20 protein-coding genes and 1 pseudogene are annotated in these 16756 nt (G+C 68.3%); 12 read left to right on the top strand and 9 right to left on the bottom strand.

Going from position 1 to position 16756, the window contains the following annotated elements:
- Window positions 1-41: 41 nt before the first annotated feature.
- The 4 genes from ABD743_RS13365 to ABD743_RS13350 all read left to right on the top strand — a co-directional run bounded on the left by ABD743_RS13365 (window position 42) and on the right by ABD743_RS13350 (window position 1907).
- On the top strand, window positions 42-299 hold the full coding sequence (locus tag ABD743_RS13365; protein ID WP_344722279.1) for a WhiB family transcriptional regulator: 258 nt from the start codon (window positions 42-44) through the stop codon (window positions 297-299).
- A 28-nt stretch (window positions 300-327) separates the two neighbouring features.
- On the top strand, window positions 328-1197 hold the full coding sequence (locus ABD743_RS13360) for a helix-turn-helix domain-containing protein (RefSeq protein ID WP_344722277.1): 870 nt from the start codon (window positions 328-330) through the stop codon (window positions 1195-1197).
- Complete coding sequence (locus ABD743_RS13355) at window positions 1194-1406, top strand: twin-arginine translocation signal domain-containing protein (protein WP_344722275.1); 213 nt, start codon at window positions 1194-1196, stop codon at window positions 1404-1406. The genes ABD743_RS13360 and ABD743_RS13355 overlap by 4 nt, the downstream gene beginning before the upstream one ends.
- 93 nt (window positions 1407-1499) lie before the next feature.
- Entirely contained in the window at window positions 1500-1907 is a 408-nt protein-coding gene (locus ABD743_RS13350; protein WP_344722273.1) for a RidA family protein, read from the top strand.
- Here ABD743_RS13350 and ABD743_RS13345 read toward each other — a convergent pair.
- On the bottom strand, window positions 1868-2230 hold the full coding sequence (locus ABD743_RS13345; protein WP_344722272.1) for a hypothetical protein: 363 nt from the start codon (window positions 2228-2230) through the stop codon (window positions 1868-1870). The two genes, ABD743_RS13350 and ABD743_RS13345, sit on opposite strands and share 40 nt — an antisense overlap.
- A gap of 186 nt (window positions 2231-2416) precedes the next feature.
- On the opposite strand from ABD743_RS13345, the gene ABD743_RS13340 reads away from it, so the two are divergent.
- A complete protein-coding gene (locus tag ABD743_RS13340) occupies window positions 2417-2836 on the top strand; it encodes a hypothetical protein (RefSeq protein WP_344722270.1) in 420 nt (139 codons plus the stop codon).
- A 210-nt stretch (window positions 2837-3046) separates the two neighbouring features.
- On the opposite strand, the gene ABD743_RS13335 is transcribed toward ABD743_RS13340, so the two are convergent.
- Genes ABD743_RS13335 through ABD743_RS13325 form a run of 3 tightly spaced genes read right to left on the bottom strand, consistent with a single transcriptional unit; the run spans window position 3047 to window position 5223 of the window.
- On the bottom strand, window positions 3047-3799 hold the full coding sequence (locus ABD743_RS13335) for an amino acid ABC transporter ATP-binding protein (RefSeq protein ID WP_344722268.1): 753 nt from the start codon (window positions 3797-3799) through the stop codon (window positions 3047-3049).
- Entirely contained in the window at window positions 3796-4464 is a 669-nt protein-coding gene (locus ABD743_RS13330; RefSeq protein ID WP_344722266.1) for an amino acid ABC transporter permease, read from the bottom strand. Before ABD743_RS13330 ends, ABD743_RS13335 begins: the two co-directional genes overlap by 4 nt.
- Window positions 4465-5223 carry an amino acid ABC transporter substrate-binding protein gene (locus ABD743_RS13325; RefSeq protein WP_344722264.1) on the bottom strand — a complete coding sequence of 253 codons (759 nt, stop codon included), beginning with the start codon at window positions 5221-5223 and terminating at the stop codon, window positions 4465-4467.
- 273 nt (window positions 5224-5496) lie between these two features.
- Between ABD743_RS13325 and ABD743_RS13320 the strand changes: the two are divergent.
- A pseudogene (locus ABD743_RS13320) lies at window positions 5497-5838 on the top strand (hypothetical protein); the annotation flags it as partial.
- Between the two features lie 115 nt (window positions 5839-5953).
- A complete protein-coding gene (locus ABD743_RS13315; protein WP_344722367.1) occupies window positions 5954-6718 on the top strand; it encodes an IS630 family transposase in 765 nt (254 codons plus the stop codon).
- Here the strand turns inward: ABD743_RS13315 and ABD743_RS44460 are convergent.
- The 5 genes from ABD743_RS44460 to ABD743_RS13295 all read right to left on the bottom strand — a co-directional run bounded on the left by ABD743_RS44460 (window position 6697) and on the right by ABD743_RS13295 (window position 11018).
- Entirely contained in the window at window positions 6697-7155 is a 459-nt protein-coding gene (locus ABD743_RS44460) for a transposase (RefSeq protein WP_379659282.1), read from the bottom strand. The genes ABD743_RS13315 and ABD743_RS44460 overlap by 22 nt on opposite strands.
- 79 nt (window positions 7156-7234) lie before the next feature.
- Window positions 7235-7444 carry a transposase gene (locus ABD743_RS13310; RefSeq protein WP_344722262.1) on the bottom strand — a complete coding sequence of 70 codons (210 nt, stop codon included), beginning with the start codon at window positions 7442-7444 and terminating at the stop codon, window positions 7235-7237.
- A 549-nt stretch (window positions 7445-7993) separates the two neighbouring features.
- Complete coding sequence (locus ABD743_RS13305) at window positions 7994-8977, bottom strand: amidohydrolase family protein (protein ID WP_344722261.1); 984 nt, start codon at window positions 8975-8977, stop codon at window positions 7994-7996.
- Window positions 8978-9364: 387 nt separating this feature from the next.
- Window positions 9365-9766 carry a YciI family protein gene (locus ABD743_RS13300; RefSeq protein ID WP_344722259.1) on the bottom strand — a complete coding sequence of 134 codons (402 nt, stop codon included), beginning with the start codon at window positions 9764-9766 and terminating at the stop codon, window positions 9365-9367.
- A gap of 40 nt (window positions 9767-9806) precedes the next feature.
- Window positions 9807-11018, bottom strand: coding sequence for an acyl-CoA dehydrogenase family protein (locus tag ABD743_RS13295; RefSeq protein WP_344722257.1), 1212 nt, complete (start codon window positions 11016-11018; stop codon window positions 9807-9809).
- Window positions 11019-11313: 295 nt separating this feature from the next.
- On the opposite strand from ABD743_RS13295, the gene ABD743_RS13290 reads away from it, so the two are divergent.
- From ABD743_RS13290 to ABD743_RS13270, 5 genes are all read left to right on the top strand, one after another.
- Complete coding sequence (locus tag ABD743_RS13290; RefSeq protein WP_344722255.1) at window positions 11314-12315, top strand: AraC family transcriptional regulator; 1002 nt, start codon at window positions 11314-11316, stop codon at window positions 12313-12315.
- A gap of 1059 nt (window positions 12316-13374) precedes the next feature.
- On the top strand, window positions 13375-13767 hold the full coding sequence (locus ABD743_RS13285; protein WP_344722253.1) for a PPOX class F420-dependent oxidoreductase: 393 nt from the start codon (window positions 13375-13377) through the stop codon (window positions 13765-13767).
- Between the two features lie 32 nt (window positions 13768-13799).
- The gene (locus tag ABD743_RS13280) at window positions 13800-14069 is read left to right on the top strand and encodes a helix-turn-helix domain-containing protein (protein WP_344722251.1); all 270 of its coding nucleotides are present in this window, start codon (window positions 13800-13802) and stop codon (window positions 14067-14069) included.
- 399 nt (window positions 14070-14468) lie between these two features.
- Complete coding sequence (locus ABD743_RS13275) at window positions 14469-15197, top strand: SDR family NAD(P)-dependent oxidoreductase (RefSeq protein ID WP_344722249.1); 729 nt, start codon at window positions 14469-14471, stop codon at window positions 15195-15197.
- A gap of 321 nt (window positions 15198-15518) precedes the next feature.
- Window positions 15519-15839 (top strand): putative quinol monooxygenase, encoded by a 321-nt coding sequence (locus ABD743_RS13270; RefSeq protein WP_344722247.1) that lies wholly within the window; start codon window positions 15519-15521, stop codon window positions 15837-15839.
- Window positions 15840-16756: the final 917 nt, after the last annotated feature.

Here is a 16756-nt window from a genome sequence, read left to right as displayed (position 1 = left end):
TGACACCCGACAGCAGAGCGACCGGGGAGCGAGCAACCGCCATGATCAGCATCGAGCCCGTCACCGTCGTCGTGCGAACCGGCGGGGCCGGTCGGTACGCCGACTGGCCGATCGCCCCCGAGCTGCTGCGACGAGGAGTGCCACCCGCAACGGCAGCACCGCGAGCGGGTCGCGAAGGCGATCTGCGCCGCCTGCCCGGTCCGCCCTGCACCGTCCACGCCCTGGCCCACCGGGAGCTCCACGGCGTGTGGGGCGGGCTGTCGGAGGCCGACCGCCGGCCCCGGCTCGCGCACCCCTGACGGCCGACGACACATGGAGGGAACAGCTGTGGCCTGGAGTACCCGCGAACTCGCCGACCTCGCCGGCACCACCGTGCGAGCGGTGCGGCACTACCACGACGTCGGTCTACTGGAGGTGCCACGGCGCCGCGCCAACGGCTACAAGCAGTACGGCGTCGCGCACCTCGTCCGGGTCCTGCGGATCAAGCGCCTCGCCGACCTCGGATTCACCCTGCCGCAGATCGCCGAACTGGGCGACGCGGACCAGCACCCGCGGGAAGCACTCCGCGGGCTCGACGCCCACCTCGCCCGAACCCTCGACCGGCTGCAGGACGTGCGCACCGAGGTCCGACACATCCTCCAGCAGGCCGCTCCCACCGACCTCCCGCCCGCGCTGGCCGCGAGGATCCGGGACGCCGACCTGTCCGACGCCGACCGCACCCTGCTGATCGTGATGACCAGGGTGCTGGACCTCTCGGTGGTCATCGACTTCGTCGACACGTTGCTCGCTCTCCCACCGAGCGCGGCGGCGACCGCGTTCGACCAGCTCCCCGCCGACGCCGACGACGCGACCCGCCACGAGCTCGCGATCAGGCTGCTCCCCCGGAGCCGGACCCTGCGCGTGATGCTCCCCCGCCTGCGGAGTGCGACCACCGGGCTGAGCGTCGCCGCCGCCCGGACCGTCGACGAGGCCGTACGCGACCTCTACAACCCCGCGCAGTTCGATGTCCTGCGCCGGGTCGGGCTCCTGCTCCGCTCGCGTCCCGACCTGATCCCGACTCCACAGGTCGGTGTCACGCCGAGCCGAGATCGGGTCACGCCCGCCACGCCGCTCGGGTTGACCGTGCCGCAACGGCACGGTGTGCACTCCAGCGTGATCACCGCAGTGCCCCCGTCGAGCACCCCCGGAAGGCCATGAACCAGCACCGCATCACCCGTCGCAGCGTGCTCACCGCGACCCTGGGCGCGGCCCTGACAGGTTGCGGGATCGGCGCGACGCCCACGACCTCGCCCGCTCCCGCGCGGACCGCGTGGGTCGACGGCGTGCTGGTGGCCGCGACCGTTACGGCGTGGGTGCTGTGCCGCGGCTGGCTCACCTGGCGCCGATCACCCGCGGCCACCCGGTGATCGGGCGGCGTGGCGGCGGCGTCGGTCGACGACCCGCGCAGGACGCCACGCGGCCCGTCGAAAACATCAACAGCAGAGAAAGAGGAGCAAGAAATGACCGTCACGCTGGTGCATCCCGAGCGGGTCAACCGGGTCGACGTCCACCATCAGGTCGCCGTCGCGCAGGGCTCGCGCATCGTGTACCTGGCCGGGCAGGTGTCCTGGGACACCGAGGGCAACCTGGTGGGCCGGGACGACGTCGCCGCGCAGGCCGAGAAGTGCTACCTCAACATCGCCGCCGCGCTCGACGCGGTCGGGGCGAAGGCGGCCGACCTGGCCAAGGTCACCATCTACATCGTCGATCTCGACGACGTGAAGGCCGAGCAGTTCGTCGTCGGGCGCGAGCGGGCGGCCGCGACGCTGGGCGTGGAGTTCCAGCAGCCGAGCACTTGGATCGGGGTCACCTCGCTGGCCGCGCCAGGCTATCTGGTCGAGGTCGACGCGGTGGCCGTGCTGACCTGACAGGCGCAGCACGGCCCCGCAGGCTTCGGCTCCCGCCGTCGGCCAGGACGCTCAGTCCTGGCGACGGCGGCCGTCTCGCCGACTGCTAGGCCGACCACATCACCGATCAGAATGTGCCGGGTGTCGGCGTCCATGATCACCTCGACGGCGAACCCGAGGACGCCCACGGCGGACAGGAACGCCGCGGCCTTCAGGAGCTGCCGTGTCACGACCAGGGGCGGAGCGCCGACGCCAGGCGCCGTCACGACGTCGGCGTCGCTGCCCGACCACTCGGCCACCAGGTCGGCACCGAGCGACACCAGCCCGATGACGACGAACGTCATGAACAGCAGTGCGCCGAACGCGACGACCTCGACCGCGATCCGGACGGTGGCGCGCCGGACGTCGACGGGTCGAGCGTGCGCCGCAGCCGCAATCCGACGACGAGCACCGCCGCGTTGCAGGTGGCAAGGGCGAGCAGGATCACCCGGGCGCCGTCGAGCCGCCCGACGTAGCGCCAGGTCTCCGAGGTGACGCGGACGGTCGCGTTCCTGCGCGACCAGCCAACGGACCACCTCCTGCACGCCGTCGAGGCGTTCCCACACCTCGAGAGGTACGGGCTGCTCAGTTCGTTCGCGTCAACACGCCACGGCGAAGCCGTCTCCGCAGTCCACGCACTGATCGACGTATGGTTCGCCTCCGCCGACGGCGACAGCGACCGGCTGATCCACACCTACGATCGGTGCCTCGGCGTCGCCCGGTGGGCCTTCGCCCCAGACAACTGGCAGGACCGCGAGCAGTTCCTCCGGCTGCTGCTGCGCCAGGCCACAGCCGACCGACACAACCTGCCAGACGCCCTACTCGACCGGATGGCCATGTGGTACGCCGAACTCATTCAGATCGGCGAGCTCCCCGAGGACGTCGCAGGACGGCTACAGATCTGGGCCTAGCACGTCATTCGCAGACTCGACGGAGCATGACATCTTCGCGGGTCGCAGATGGAAACCGACGCATGTACAGCCGGAGAAATGCGCTGAACGCCTGGCGGTCGGCGACGACGACCGAGGAGAAGTTTGTCCGCGACTTCGTAAGGCTTGGGACAAGGTCATAGGAATGGACCGCTACGACCTGCGGTAGCCGTTCGGTCTGACGTCATCCGACTAAATCGGATCCAAGATCCGCCGGAGAAACTGCCGGGTGCGGGCCTCGGCCGGGTCGCCCAGCACCTGGGCGGGTGGTCCGGACTCCAGCACCACCCCGCCGTCGATGAACAGCACCTGATCGGCCACCTGCTGGGCGAAGCGGATCTCGTGGGTGACGATCACCATCGTCCAGCCATCGGCGGCCAGGTCCTTGATGACCCGGAGCACATCGCCGACGAGCTCCGGGTCCAGCGCCGAGGTCGGCTCGTCGAAGAGCATCAAAGTGGGCTTGAGCGCCAAGGCGCGGGCGATCCCGACGCGCTGCTGCTGGCCGCCGGAGAGCTGATACGGGTACTCGTCGGCCTTCTCCCCGAGCCCGACCTGCTCCAGCAGGGCCATCGCGTCCCGGATCGCCTCGGCCTTCGGCCACTTCTGCACGACCACCGGACCCTCGATGACGTTCTGCAGCACCGTCCGGTGCGGGAACAGGTTGTGCGCCTGGAACACCATCCCGCTCTGGGCGCGGAAGCGGGTCAGCGTCGCGCGGTCGACGGGCCGGGCGAAATCGACCGAGACTCCACCGATGCCGATCACGCCGGCGTCGGCCCGGTCCAGGGCGTTGAGTGTGCGCAACACCGTGGTCTTGCCCGACCCCGACGGCCCGATCACCGCGGTGACGGTGCCGGCCGGGACGGTGAACGTGATGTCACGTAGTACCTGCAGGTCGCCGAACGACTTGCGCAGACCCCGCACGGTCAGCAGATCGGTCATCTAGCCACGTACCTCTCCAGTCGTGCCTCCACCCGGTTCTGCGCGAACGACAGGACGACGCAGATGACCCAGTAATAGACCGCGGCGACCCCGTAGAGCGCGAAGAAGTCGAACGTGGGCGCCGCCGCAAGCTGGGCGACCCGCAGCAGCTCGGTCACCAGGATGGTGGAGGCCAGTGAGGTGTCCTTGACCAGCGAGATGAGGGTGTTGGACAGCGGTGGCACGGCGGTGCGCGCCGCCTGCGGCAGGATCACTCGCCGCAGCGTTGTCACGTACCCCATGCCGATGGTCTGCCCCGCCTCCCACTGCCCCTTCGGAATGCTCAGGATCGCCGCCCGGATCACCTCGGCCGCGTAGCCGCCGACGTTCAGGCTGAACGCGACCACCGCCGCCGGGAACGGGTCGATCACCACCCCGAACTGCGGCAGCGCGTAGAACACGATGAAGAGCTGCACCAGCAGCGGCGTGCCGCGGATGACGGAGATGTAGCCGCGCGCGAGCGCCGAGAGCGGCCCTGTCTTCGAGATGCGGGCCAGCGCCACGAACAGCGCGACGACCAGGCCGAGCGCGAAGCTGATCACCGTCAGCGGGATGGTCTGGGTGACGGTGGCGACCAGCATCGGCCACAGGTTGCGCCAGATCAGCTCCCAGGTCGAGGAGTCCACCTAGTTGCCGCTCACGTCCGAACCGAAGTACTTCTCCGAGATCCGCCTGAGCGTGCCGTCCGCCCGCAGCTCGGCCAGCGCCCGGTTGACCTCCTCGATGAGTCCGCTGCCCTGGCGCGCCGCGAACGCCTGCTCGCTGGTGTCGCCGGTGGTCCCGGCGACCTTCACGCCGGTGTCGCCAGTGGTCTGCTGGTACTCCCCCACCGCGAGGGTGTCGTTCACGGTGGCGTCGACGCGACCGTCCTTGAGCAGCTGGACGGCCTGCACGAAGCCCTCGACGGCCTCCACGTCCGCCCCGGCCCCGCGCGCGACGTCGGCCCAGTTGCTGGTGGCGGACTGCGCGGTGGTCCGGCCCCGCAGGTCGGCGAGGCCGGTGATGTCGGTGTTGTCGGCGCGGGTGACGATCACCCCCTCGGACACGGTGTAGGGCTCGGACAGGTCGTACCGGGCCCGGCGTTCGTCGTTGATCGTCACCTGGTTCGCGACCAGGTCGAAGCGCTGCGCCTCCAGCCCGGCGAAGATCGCGTCCCACGGGGTCGGCACGAACTCGACGGTGCGCCCGAGCCGGGCGCCGACGGCTTGGACGACCTCGATGTCGTAGCCGGTGAGCTGACCATCGGGACCCTGGTAGCTGAACGGGCTGTAGGTGCCCTCGGTCCCGACCCGCAGCGTGGTGGTGCTGCCGGAACCCCCGCTGCATCCGGCGAGCACGACGGCGGACAGCAGCGCGGCCGCTGCGACGAGGAACGTGCGACGCACGGACTTCTCCTTCGGATGACGGACGGCAGCGCGCTGCCGAGGCACGTGCGCAGCGCACAACCCGACCGGTCGGGGCAAGTGGTGTGGCTATCGAGGTGAGCGGTGTGGCTATCCGGACACCGGGCGCCAGGGGCAGCGACAGAGCGCGGCGTCGGTACGGCACAGGTCGACGTGCCGACGGGACCACGCCGGCCACGGCACCGCGACCTGCCAGCCCCGTCCAGCCCGCACGATCACTCCCATCCGCTGCAAAGATCCACACAATAGGTGCCGATGGGGCAGCCTTGTCAAGACTGTGAAACGACATTTACCTGCCAGTGCCGCGGCACAGAACGTTGGCGCGGTGATCGTGTCGCGCTGGCGGTGCCAGTCGCGGCTGGGAGGCTGCCGGTGGAGGAGGTGGTGCTGGTGGCGCGTCAGCCTGAGGTGTTCGTGCAGCCGTTGGAGCCCGAGCAGGCCCAGCGACTGGTCAAGGTCGCGAGGACGGCGCGCGACCGGGTCCGGCTCCGCCGGGCGGGGATCGTGCTGGCCTCGATGCAGGGCCGCACCGCGGCCCAGATCGCGCAGATGTTCGCCGCGACCGAGTGGTATGTGCGGGAGGTGATCCACGCGTTCAACGACACCCGGTTCGCGGCTTTGGACCCAAAATGGAGCGGCGGCCGGCCCCGTAAGTTCGGGCCGGCCGCCCGCGAACTGAACTGCCAGACCGCCCGCAGCACCCCCGTCGGCGCTGGGCCGACCGTTCACCACGTGGAGCCTGACCAAGCTGGCGGACTACCTGGCCGAGCACTACCGCCTCCCGGTGTCCACCGAGACGATCCGGCGAGTCCTGCGCGAGGCAGGCATCACCTGGCAGGCCACCAAGACCTGGAAGGCCAGCCGCGACCCGGACTTCGCCGCGAAGATGGCCCGCATCCTCGACCTCTACGACGCCCCGCCCGCGGATAGGCGAGTGATCTGCGTCGATGAATTCGGCCCGCTGAACCTGCAACCCCGACCCGGCCGAGGCTGGTTCCGCAAAGGGCAGCCAACCCGGCGGCCACCTACACCCGCACCGCTGGGGTGCGGCAGATGTTCAGCCGCGCTCGACCTGGCCTCGGGGCAGTTGTTTTACCGGTTCCGGGACCGCAAACGCTGGCGGGAGTTCCTCGACTTCTGTCGCCAACTGCACCGTCGCTTCCCGACCGGGCGGCTCTACCTGGTCTGTGACAACTACGGCGCACACCAGAAGGCGGAAGTCCTCACCTGGCGCGCTGACCACGGCATTGAGTTGGTGTTCACCCCGTCCAACGCGTCCTGGCTGAACTGGATCGAGTGCGAGTTCACCGCGCTGCGCTACTTCACCCTCGACGGCAGCGACTACCCCTCCCACGCCGCTCAAGAGACCGCGATCGCCCGCTACATCCGCTGGGCCAACCGCCACGCCACTCCCAAGCGGCGCTTCGCCGTCAACTCCAAGATCCGCCGACCCGATTACCTACCCAACGTTGCATGACGCGGCACTAGTAGGGATGGGTCGTTCACGCGCCCGCCCGCCTTGCCGCAGCGGGCCCGGTTGGTTTGCTGGTCACAGCGCTCGGGGACGGTCGCCCGGATCCCCGCGTCGTCGCAGGTATGCGCGGTTGGCGCGTTGGAGTAACCCTTGTCTGCCAGCACCCGAACGAGACGCGTGGCCGGGCGACCTGGGTCGGGGCGGCGGAACTCGACGCCGCCCGGGACCTGCTTGAACATCGCGGTGTCGTTGACGTTGCCGCCGGTCAACACCACCGACAACGGGCGGCCGTGACCGTCCCAGGCGAGATGGATCTTCGTGGAGGGCCTGCCTCGAGACCGCCCGATAGCATGATCATCTGGCTCGCCGTGTCCGCCGCAGGATTCGTCCACTCCCTGGGGACGACTGCGCGGTGCCGGCGTTTCGGGCGCCAGCGGCATGCTGGTGGGCACGCACGATGCTCGAGTCCACCGAGACCTCGCGGTCAAGCTCGTCGATCGCCTCGGCGATCACTTGCACTCACGCCACCAGCGGGGTGAGCGTGCCGTTGCGTGACCAGCGCCATAACCGGTTGTAGACGGTCTTCCACGGCCCGTACCGCTCGGGCAGGTCCCGCCACGCCACCCCGGTCTTGGCTTTGAACAACATCCGATTGATCACCCGACGGTCATCTACCCGCGGCCGCCCCCTCGCCCCGAGACCGTAAGCAACGGCTCGATCACCTGCCACTGTTCATCGGTGAGTTCGTGCCTACGCACCACAAAACGAAGATCAAAGCAGGTCAGCACGCCCACTTCGCGGACAGGCCCTGGGCCGAGTACGAGACCGGGTCTCACCGATGCGCCCCGAAGACCGTCGCGGCACATCGTGGCCCGAGCTGTCCACAATGGCTCAGCCAATTTCGTCGGGTTTCGGGGCGACGTGTGGTGCTCGACATGAGCGCCGTGACCTACTTGGGCTCCGAGCCCTCGCGCTGCTCGAAGACGAATCGGACCGGTTGGCGGTGGTGATCGGGGATCCCCACGGGGCCGTCCTGGACGCCATCGAGGCAGCCGCCTCGCCGTCCCGCCGCCGCTGTTCGACACCCTCGCCCATGCCCTCGGCCGCGCCCAGTTGGGCCAGCGTGATAATCCCCGTTCCCCGGCCTCGACCACTCGGACGGCGGGACCCGAAACGCCCTCCCGGCCGGGACAACAGCCGTGGCTGATCGCGCGGCTTCGGCCGCCAGGGCTCCAGCGCCCCCAGGTGATCACGGGCGGTTGCGGCCGACTGTCAGCGTCAAGGCCGAGGCTTAACCACGGAGTCGAGCCGGAACACCCGCTCAGCGTTGCGGTGCGAGATTCGGGCCAGGTCGGTCTCGCTAAACGGTGCTGAGCGAAGGAACCGGACAGCGTCGGCCGTCGACTCGTACGGGTAGTCGATGGCGAACATCACGTGATCAACACCGATCTCCAGCACAGCGCCCAGCAGCGCCGCGTGCGAGCACACGCCGCTCGTCGCGATCACCACGTTCTCCCGCACGTACTGCGAGGGCGACTTGGCGAGCGTGCGGAGAGGCTCGGTGATGGCGTACGAGGCGTCCAGCCGGGCCAGCTGGAACGGCAGGAACTCGCCCATGTGGCCCAGGACGAGGGTGGCGCCGGGGTGATCATCGAACACACCGCCGTAGATGATCCGCAGGGCGTGCCCACCGGTCTCGGCGGCCCAGCTGAACGAGGGCCCGGCCAGCTCTGGCCGTCCACCGAGAACATGCCACTCCCCGGCCGGCACCGACGTCGGGTGCAGGTAGAGCGGGGCATCAAGCTCCTCGAGTGCCGCCCACACCACCTGGAACCGCGGTTCGTCCAAGTAGTGCCCCAGCGTCGGGCCGTTCACCAAAGCACCGCACAGCCCGAGCGTCCGTACTGACCGCACCAGCTCTGCAGCGGCGGCATCTGGGTCCTGCAGCGGCAACGCGGCCAGACCCGCGTACCGGTCAGGGCGCTTCGCCACAATCTCAGCCAGCGCGTCGTTGGCGATCCGGGCGTCGTCCACGGCCACGGCGGCGTCCGGTTGGACCTGGATCCCGGGCGCCGTCAGCGACAGCACCGCGAGGTCGACGCCGTGCTCGTCCATCTCGGCCAGCCGGAGCTCGTCGAACTCCGGCAGCCGCCGGGCCCACTCCCTGGCCCGGTCGGCCCGCAGCACGCTATTGCTCCACGAGGTCACCTGCGTGGCCAGCTGCGGGAGTCTGAACGCCTCCTCAACCGCGATCGTCCTCATGTAGGGTCGCCATCTCCTCTCGTCCTCACTTGTCGATACGTAGCCGGAGCCGGTGCTCTCCCGAGGCTATGTCCCTGGATAGGGGTCGAGCGCCGCACTGCGCACATCGGCCGTCGACCGTGCGGGTCCCGGACATTCGCCAAGGCATGATGCCGCCCTGAGCGGCGGAAGAATGCAGTGTTGGAGTGCCAGAATTTCAAGGCGAACGCAACAAATTCACGTTTCATAGCCGGAACCCGCCGAGTCATCTGCTTTTGCGCCAGAATGGTCAAATAGCGCGCAAACCGGCCGGTAACCGACACATAGGTTCTCAGAGGGTATTGATACAAGGCCACAGGCCCAGTAGGGCCGGTAGAGCTGGTCACGGAGGGGCACCGCTCCGCGATCTCAGACGATCTCGGGCTTGCCACCCGAGTAGTACAGCCGTGCGGAAAGGTGCCCTCGTTGAGCAGCCAGGACCGGATCCGGAAGCTGCGGGCTCCGTTGCTGTGCATCGGGTCGGACTCGGCGATCTTGCGCCTCGTTGAGCGAGCTACCCCGGTAGATGAACATGCCCTCTCCGTTCCAATGCCTCTCGTCGCCGCTGGCGAACGGTCCGGCGCCGAACATGATTCCGTTCTTCTCGAGCTCGGTCTGGTGCGCGACGTGTGGATCGAGGTTCTCCAGTACCGGGCCCAGGCCGTTAGTGGGCTCGGAGAACACGACGAAGAGGCGCTTGGCGAGCAGGTCGTGCGTCTCGGAGTAGGTGACGAGGTCCTGCCAGGGCATGGACGGGGATGCTTCGGACATCGAGGGCTTCCTTTCAGGGCATTGGGGTGGCGGACCGGGATCAGACGAGGGGGCTGACGCCGCTGGTGAATCCGAGCAGAGCCCGTCCGTAGACCTCCGCGCTGATCTCCGGGTTGCCGACGGCGTGCCGGCTGGCCACCTCGCTGTCGCGCCAGATCCGCTGCATGGGGCTGGCGTCGGCGAAGCTCGAGGCACCGTGCGCGGAGACCAGCTCGCGGATCGCCTCCCTGGCCAAGCTGATGGCCCTTGCCGCGTCCATCCGGACCCGGGCGCGAGCGGCGTAGTCGGGAAACACCCCATGCTGCGCGGCCTCATCGATGTCCGCGGCCGCCCGGTAGGCATGCAGGTGTGCCGAGTCGACGAGCGACGCCGCCTTGGCCACCGCCAGCTGAAACGTGGGCGCGTCGGACTGCTTGTCGTAGAACGTGTGCGCGATGCACCGCTTAGGTGCCTTCTCCAGCACGAGGTCCAACGCCGCCCGGGCGAGGCCTAACTGCGGACCGACGAGGGTGATCACCGCACTGGGGACGAAGGCCCCGCGGTAGAGGGCCTCGTCGGGGAAGGGGTTGTCCACCTGCCCCGCGATCATCCCAAGGAACGAGATGTAGCGATGGGCCGGCACGAACACATCGTTCGCAACCAGCGTGTTGCTGCCGGTGCCCTTCATGCCCGTGACGAACCAGGTGTCCTCGATCGTCAGCTCGGACATCGGGATGAGGACCAGTCCCTGGTCCCGCACCGTTCCGTCCTCGGCCGTGACAGGGATCCCGACCTGTGCCCACTGCGAGTGCAGGCAGCCGCTGGCCCATCCCCACTTCCCAGAGACCCGGTAGCCACCGTCCACCACCTCCGCGCTCCCGGTGGGCGCGAGCACCCCGGCGACGCGATGCGCCGGGTTCGCCCAGACGTCCCGCTGGGCCTTCTCGTTCCACAGCCCGGTGAACCAGGCGCAGATGTTCATCAGGCTCGTCGCCCACGCGGTGGATCCGCAGCCCTTGGCGAGCTCGCGCGTCACCTCCAGCTTGGTGCGGAAGTCGACCTGCAGGCCGCCGAACCGCCTCGGCTGCATGATCGAGAACAACCCCGCTTCCTCGATAGCGGCGATGTTCTCGTCCACGACGCGCCGGTCGTCCTCGGTGCGCCGAGCATTCGCCGCCAGCAGCGGGACGAGCTTCGACGCCCGCTCGACGAGATCGGCCCGCTGCTCGCGCTCCTCACGGGTGACCGAGGTCCGGTCAAGAACGTAATCCATCATCAACTCCTTCATGGACGCAAGATGCACCGATCCCACTCAAATCCTTTGATCAGGCGATACGTGGCCACAGTCGGTGCCCGACAGACGCTAGGCGCCGGGCAGGGGCCACGGTGCGCGATGCGTACTCCGGCCGTCGTCGGTGCGTATCCCGGACATTCCATATAAATTCCAGCGTCGAAAATTGCTGTCGACGGTGCGTATCTCGGACATTGCACAACAAAGTCCAGTGTCAAAAGTTGTTAACAGTATCGTCGGAGTCGAAGGGGTATGCGCGAATGGCGAGGAGACGGTCATGTCCGGAGCAGCATTACCTGCGCCGACGTACGAGCAGTCGGCGGTCGGGCGGCTCCTGGTGAGCACACGTTCGGTGGAGGAGGCCGAGACCTGTGGATCACGGCTGCTCTCACCGCACCGCCTGAAGGTGAGCCGGGGCGGGATCAACGCCCGCATCCGCGGCGTCTCACTCGGGACTGTTGCGCTCTACCACCTCAACTACGCCGCGGGCCTCACCGTCACCGCCCCGCCAATGGTCGGCTACGTCGACACGCTCCTGCCCCTGCGCGGCGTGGTCCGCGTCGACCACGACGGCACGCGGTTCGACGCCATCGCAGCACGGAGCGCCGCGGTGATCAGCCCACGCGCCTCGATGACGCTCGGCTGGAGCCCCGACTTGTCGCTGACGATGCTGCGCATTGAAACCCGCGCACTGCGGTCGTTCGCCCGGCTCCTCACCGGCCGCGACGACACCGACCCGCGGCTGGCGGCGCGCGTTCACCCGCCCGACGGCGTCGCCGGCCTGCACGGCCTGGCCCAGCTCATCCGGCTCACCGCCACCCAGTTCGCCGGCGCTGACGCCTGGCCGGCGGCGATCACCACACGGCTTCGCGAGCACGCGATGCTGACCCTGTTATTGAGCCAACCCGACTTCCGGTCCCTCATGACACAGGAGGTCCGGGGCCCCGTGGCTCGCGCCGCGGTACAGGCAGCCGTCGCACTGGTGGACTCCCGCCCCACCGAGCACTTCACCACCGCACAGCTCGCCCGCGAGGTCGGCGTCAGCGTCCGTACCCTGCAGCTCGGGTTCCGCGCGGAGCAGGACACCACACCGCAGGCCTACCTGCTCCGCACGCGCCTGAGCGGCGCCCGTGCCGACCTGCTCGCGGCCCGAACGCTCGACGGCGTCACCGTCGCGGGCATCGCCCACCGCTGGGGCTTCAGCAACGTCGGCCGGTTCGCCGAGCAGTACCGCCGCGCCCACGGCGAACGGCCCGCGCAGACCCTCCGCCGCACCTGACCACGCGCCTCTAGCACGCTCGCAGTCGCCTCAGCCGCACAGCCCAGCCCGATGGACCGCTGGAACCATGCGGGGAACCCAGCCCTTGACCTCGTCGAGGCGTATCCGACCACACGGGTCGCCGATGCGTTTCTGACCTCTGCCGGCTGTGTAGGTGACGACGGCACGCGGAGTGTGCTCGAGCGGGTCGTCCAGGTGTTCGCACTGCAACGCTCGCCCCGCACGCGAGCCTGCTGCTGGCGGACGGACACCTCACCGTCGAAGGGGTCGCGATCTGGCCTTCGCGGTCGACCGGGTCAGCGCCGGACTTGCCCCACGCGCTCACCCTTGTGGAGGCGTTCGCCGTTCCGGACGCCATCCTGCAGGATCCCATCGCATGGACGGATACGCCGTCTGCCATGGCGTGGCCCGTTCAACCTCGCCGGGGACCCCCTGATCGACGCAGGCTGGCCCGGTCCGGTTCACCATCGCGGCCGGCGCGCTGTCCAGGGTCCGGGTCAACTGCGTGGTCTCGGGCTGGATCGGCCGTGATCGCCGCGGTCAACCCACCCAGCAACGCCGTCGCCGCCGCCTCGGACAGGGCGAGCTCCACCGCAGTGGGTCCGCCGTGACCGAGTGAGCCGAGTGCTTAGACCCCACCACGGTCACCCCGGCACCTAGGACGGGCAAACCAGACCCAGCCCCCGAAGCTGCCGACGCCGAATACCGAGATGCCCAGGGCCCAGCGAACACGGCACCGAAGTTAACCCCGAATACCTCGGGGCCCGCGAGGCCGTTGCGGGTCAGGCCGTGCAGGAGCCCTCTGGCCACACCGAGAGCCGCGTTGGATCATCTCCGATCGTAGCCGGGCTCTCCGGTTGGCAGAGCAGAACCAAGCGCCGACACCGGAGCACTCAGGGGCTACCGCTGTCGACGTTCCCGGGGTGCTGAGATCGGTTGTCAGCAAACATCCATAGTTCAGCGCATCAGCGGTCCGCTGCTGTCACAGACGCCCATCGCGCTCCGTCTGCATGTGAGAGGTACACACGTCGGCCCGCCCTCGTCGTCCCGGAGGTACTCATGGTTATTGCTCCCTCGCCGTTCGAACCGTTCGCACGGCAGAAGACGATCCTGCTCACCACGTTCAAGCGAGACGGCACGCCCGTCGGCACCGCTGTGAGCATCGCGGTCGAGGGGGACCGCGCCTTCGTGCGGACCTATGACGCAGCCTGGAAAGCCAAGCGGATGCGGAACAACCCGGAGGTCGAGATCGCTCCGTGCACTATGAAGGGCAAGCCCATCGGTCCGGCCATGCACGCCCGGGCGAGGCTCCTCACCGGAGAGGACGCGGTCCGTGCCGCCCGCGCGCTGGCCGGCAAGTACCGCTTCCTGCACGGAGTTCTCGTACCGTTCATGCACCGCGTGAGGCACTATCAGACGCTGCACTATGAGCTCAGGACATCCGGCGGGTGAATCCGATAAATCCGAACGTCGGCGCCGCAAGAGTGACGCTCGCGGAGCTCGCCGACGTCGCCGTGGTGAGCGTGCCCGCTCTGCTCCAATGTTGCCGCCGCCACCGGGGTCTCTCACTCGCCGAAGAGCTGCGCTCGGTTCGGCTGGCACGCGCACGCCGTGAGTTCGAGCAGGCGGACGCCGGGTGGACCAGCGTGGCATCGAACTGGGGGTTCATGAACGGGGAGCGCTTCGCCGACGACTTCGAGAACCGCTACCGGGAGCCGTCGTGGCTGACGCTGCGCGGGCCCGCCTATGGGTGAACCGCGTCCCGTCGCCTCCGGTCCTCAACGCTTCCGCGTGCGGGCCGCCCACAACAGGTGCCGCACGCGGTCACCGGGCCCGCCACGCGGTGCCCGGAGCTTCGGCCCGAACCGCCGCGCAGCCCGTTCTGGCGAACGCCTCGAAAACGTGAAGATGTGGAAGTCTTGCTGGTTCAGCCAGTCGGTTCGGCGCGGTGGTCCTCCAGCGATGCGATGTCTTGATCTGGCAGTCGGTGTTGTCCACAGTACCGGCGCTCTCCAGAGGCCAGTACTCGCAGGCCATAAGCAGGTCTTATGCCCGTCCCACGGAAATCCGACTAGCCCGAGGCAATAGGACACCGAGGGGACCGGTTCAATCAGGAGTAAGTCTCGATAAGATCAGCTCTGGAGGCTCAGCGCGTGGAACTGCAAGGTCAGACCGCACTCGTCACCGGCGGCACCGCCGGAATCGGTCTCGAATCCGCCCGCCTGCTCGCACAAGAAGGCGCCGACGTCGTTATCACCGGCCGCGACGTCAAACGCGGCAAGAAAGCGATTGATGCTATCCACGAGCCGGGCTCGGTGAGGTTCGTCGCTGCTGACCTGTCCAACCTCGACTCCGTCGGCGAACTCGTCCGTCAGGCTGGCCCGGTGGACATCATCGTCAACAACGCCGGCTCGTTCCCCGTCGCTGCCACAGTCGAGCAGCAGGTCGACTCGTTCGAGCGGATCTTCGACACCAATGTCCGGGGGGCCTATTTTCTCGTCGCTCAGCTCGCACCGCATATGCTCGACCGGGGCCGCGGCAGCATCATCAACATCACCTCCATCGCCGCGTCGAAGGGTATCCCCGGCGCTTCTGCCTACAGCGCGTCCAAGGCGGCGCTCACGTCGCTCACGCGCACCTGGGCCGCCGAGTTCGGTCCCAGCGGCGTGCGAGTGAACGCAGTCAGCCCTGGTCCAACGCGCACCGACGGGGTGTTGCTGGAGTGGGGTGAGAGCATCGAGGACATCGCCAAAACACTTCCCTTGGGCCGTACGGCGCGAGCCCACGAGATCGCGGAGGCGGTGTTGTTTCTTGCCTCGCCCCGTACCAGCTACGTGACCGGCACGACGATTCACGTCGACGCCGGGAGCACGGCAATCTAAGGGCGCCGTTGGACGGCAGCGAGCCATGACCCGCGTCCGCCCGCCCAGCAATGTCCGACACCTCGCGACGGCCTCGCGGCTCGACACCAACCCGCCGCCTTCAATCAGTCGGTTCGGGCGCGGGGATTCACGCGCGAGGTCGTCATCGAAGGCCATCGCCACTACGGGGTGCGGGACCCACGGTTCCAGGGTGGTGGCCGGGCAGCCGGCGTCTGCGACCCTTCGCCGCGACCAGGTCCAGTACATCAGCACCTGATCATCGCCGCCCACCTGTCCAAGTCGCGCGCGCAGTCCAGTTTCCCTACCAGGCAAGGAGAATGCATGTCCACATCAGAGGTTGTCGTCATCGCCGCCCTGTTGCCGGCCGAGGGGCGGTGGCACGAGGTTCAGGCGGCGCTCAGCAACGCGATCGAACAAATTCATGCACAAGAGCCGAGCGTGCTGACGTACGCAATGTATGCGGGGTCCGACCGTTTCATCATGATCGAGAAATACACCGACGCGGCGGCCTTCGCGGCGCACGCGAAGAGCGCATCGCTGCTGGAGTTGATGGCCGAACTGGACGGTGCATTGAGCACCCCGCTGGACGTCCAGGTGCTGACTTCGGTACCGGCCGGCGACCCGGCGAAGGGGGCTATCTGATCAGTGCATACGGCCAGACAGTCCACCTAGCTGTCCCCGCCAGAGGTTGTTGACGCGGTGTCCTCCGAGTGCGGTGTGCACGACTTCGGACCTAACGGAGAAGATGACCGAGGATTATTTCGACTCGGTGTCCTCCCAACGTCGAGGCAGCGTACTTCCTCGTAGCCCGGCTCACGCCTGAAACGGCCAAGCACGGCCACTGGGCGATCCTCAACGTACGCGCGCATGGTCGCCGAGTTCCGCGCGGCCGGAATAGTCCTGGGCCGCCGAGTACGATCGGCACGGCCTGCGGGTGAACGCGGTCAGGCCTGGCCCGCGCCAAGGCAAGGCACGGTGAGGACCCCGACCATCCGGCTGCGGCCGGTCTGGCAGGACGCCCCGGATTCTCCGACGAGGTAGTCGACGCCATCGTTTCCTGGCCACCGACCGCTCTAGCTCGTCCATGGTGCGTTGCTGCCGGTCGGCGGTGGGCGTATTGCGGTCTGAGCGGCGGTCGAGGCTGAGCCCCCAGAAAGACCCGGCCCTTCTCGCGGCGGCCAGTGCTGCGCGCCGCGTCAGCGGCAGCAAGCCCAACGGCCGCCAGCTCAACCGTCATCACGGTAGCGTCACGCGCAGCCGCGGCATCGCGGTGCGAATAGGCACGACCGAAGCTGCACCTGCTCGGTAGCGAGCTTGTACGCGGCTCCCCGGATCTGGGTCCTGTTGGATTTCGGTCATGCTGCCTCTGTGGCGTCCGTTGGGTTGTGGTAGCTCGCCCGGTCCCTTCTGGTAGCAGGGCCATGTCCCCCGCAGGGGCGGGACACGCAACACTTATTTCCCCGCCAGTAGGAACGCGCTTCCACATTTGGTCCAAGTGTGTCGACGGCTCCTCAAGACTGACCCTGTAGCGGCTCGGGAAAGTTGACCCCCCTCCGTGC

This window comes from Pseudonocardia yunnanensis (assembly GCF_039534065.1).
Lineage (GTDB): Bacteria > Actinomycetota > Actinomycetes > Mycobacteriales > Pseudonocardiaceae > Pseudonocardia > Pseudonocardia yunnanensis.
This window is presented reverse-complemented; position numbering and strand designations above follow the sequence as displayed.

Coding starts and splice junctions, on each gene's coding strand:
- ABD743_RS13365 (WP_344722279.1), top strand. CDS start 42: ATGATCAGCATCGAGCCCGTCACCGTCGTCGTGCGAACCGGCGGGGCC.
- ABD743_RS13355 (WP_344722275.1), top strand. CDS start 1,194: ATGAACCAGCACCGCATCACCCGTCGCAGCGTGCTCACCGCGACCCTG.
- ABD743_RS13350 (WP_344722273.1), top strand. CDS start 1,500: ATGACCGTCACGCTGGTGCATCCCGAGCGGGTCAACCGGGTCGACGTC.
- ABD743_RS13345 (WP_344722272.1), bottom strand. CDS start 2,230: ATGACGTTCGTCGTCATCGGGCTGGTGTCGCTCGGTGCCGACCTGGTG.
- ABD743_RS13335 (WP_344722268.1), bottom strand. CDS start 3,799: ATGACCGATCTGCTGACCGTGCGGGGTCTGCGCAAGTCGTTCGGCGAC.
- ABD743_RS44460 (WP_379659282.1), bottom strand. CDS start 7,155: ATGCCGCTGGCGCCCGAAACGCCGGCACCGCGCAGTCGTCCCCAGGGA.
- ABD743_RS13305 (WP_344722261.1), bottom strand. CDS start 8,977: ATGAGGACGATCGCGGTTGAGGAGGCGTTCAGACTCCCGCAGCTGGCC.
- ABD743_RS13300 (WP_344722259.1), bottom strand. CDS start 9,766: ATGTCCGAAGCATCCCCGTCCATGCCCTGGCAGGACCTCGTCACCTAC.
- ABD743_RS13295 (WP_344722257.1), bottom strand. CDS start 11,018: ATGGATTACGTTCTTGACCGGACCTCGGTCACCCGTGAGGAGCGCGAG.
- ABD743_RS13290 (WP_344722255.1), top strand. CDS start 11,314: ATGTCCGGAGCAGCATTACCTGCGCCGACGTACGAGCAGTCGGCGGTC.
- ABD743_RS13285 (WP_344722253.1), top strand. CDS start 13,375: ATGGTTATTGCTCCCTCGCCGTTCGAACCGTTCGCACGGCAGAAGACG.
- ABD743_RS13270 (WP_344722247.1), top strand. CDS start 15,519: ATGTCCACATCAGAGGTTGTCGTCATCGCCGCCCTGTTGCCGGCCGAG.